The sequence below is a fragment of the Synechococcus sp. H55.11 genome, from assembly GCF_047462475.1.
GTDB lineage: Bacteria > Cyanobacteriota > Cyanobacteriia > Thermostichales > Thermostichaceae > Thermostichus.
On sequence record NZ_JANSJI010000194.1, the window covers coordinates 1 to 1141 of the forward strand.

At 47.2% G+C, this 1141-nt stretch carries 2 protein-coding genes; both read left to right on the forward strand.

Features of this window, described 5'->3' with window-relative positions:
• The first annotated feature begins 339 nt into the window (after positions 1-339).
• Positions 340-576: a type II toxin-antitoxin system Phd/YefM family antitoxin gene (locus tag NW853_RS08245; RefSeq protein ID WP_414336207.1), complete on the forward strand. Its 237-nt coding sequence runs from the start codon at positions 340-342 to the stop codon at positions 574-576.
• Positions 573-956, forward strand: coding sequence for a type II toxin-antitoxin system VapC family toxin (locus tag NW853_RS08250; RefSeq protein WP_414336209.1), 384 nt, complete (start codon positions 573-575; stop codon positions 954-956). The genes NW853_RS08245 and NW853_RS08250 overlap by 4 nt, the downstream gene beginning before the upstream one ends.
• Positions 957-1141 lie beyond the last annotated feature (185 nt).

Sequence of the window (1141 nt, forward strand, 5' to 3'; positions counted from 1 at the left end):
GGGCCCCCTCGTAGGTGGCGTCGGCGCAGAGGCTGACGATCCCCAGCAAAACAATAAAGCGCCACGCAGAAGGGAAATCGGACATAAGCAGCTCCTCGGCGTTGAGTCAGATCTAGGCTATTGCTGTTGATGCGGAACATGGTGTAGTACCTGGTACTCTAAGGTAGGCGGCTGAGGAGCGAGGTTTTGACTTCGATGGGGAGGCTTGCATCTTTGCTGAAGGACAAATCAAGCCAGTTAGTCAAGGATTTTTACCCAGATAGCTTCAGGTGATCGAGTTTTGAGAGATTGCTTGCCCATTGAGTATCTTGAGTATAGTGAGTTAGATGAGCTAAGTCGATGTCAATTGTAACTGTTGATGAAATTCAACGTGATCCCCTAAAGTACCTTCATCAAGTGGAGACGGGTAAAACTCTTGTCATTGTTAAGTCGGGCAAGCCTATCGCTGAGCTCAGACCTATCTCCAGTAGTCAGCGGTTACGCCCGTTTGGTCTGTGTGCGGGTGAATTTGTCGTTCCAGATGATTTCGACGCTCCTTTGCCAGAAGATGTTCTCAACGCATTTGAGAGCCAATGAGAATTCTTCTAGATACACATATCTTTTTATGGTTTATCAGCGGTAGCAATCGACTTTCAGAGCATCTTCGAGACGCAATTCGCGATGCAAACAATCAGGTTTACCTGAGCGTAATCTCAATCTGGGAAGCCACTGTTAAACACCAGTTGGGCAAGCTACCTTTGCCGGAGCATCCTGCAACTTACTTACCCAAACAAAGAAACCTACATCAAATTGCCAGTCTTGACCTTGATGAGGATAGTGTAGCTCAACTAGCTAAGCTTCCGCTACTACACCGGGATCCGTTCGACAGAATCCTTATCTGCCAAGCTCTACAAAATGGATTGACCATTGCAACAGTAGATGCAGCCATTCGCGCCTACCCGGTCGATACTATGTAGTATTGCAGCTATTCCAATGAGATTGCGAATCAATGAACCTAAATAGAGAACTCAGCCAGAGAAAAAGGAGGATCCTCAGCTTTTTTCGCCTTCGAGAATGGGGATCCCTCTCTTTCCAAAATCCTCTTCCTCTACCAAAATCACCGGAATGGAGCTGGTCTCCAACACTGCTTGGGAAGTGGATC

Excerpts from the sequence above, each read along its gene's own strand:
- NW853_RS08245 (WP_414336207.1), top strand. The coding sequence starts at position 340 with ATGTCAATTGTAACTGTTGATGAAATTCAACGTGATCCCCTAAAGTAC.
- NW853_RS08250 (WP_414336209.1), top strand. The coding sequence starts at position 573 with ATGAGAATTCTTCTAGATACACATATCTTTTTATGGTTTATCAGCGGT.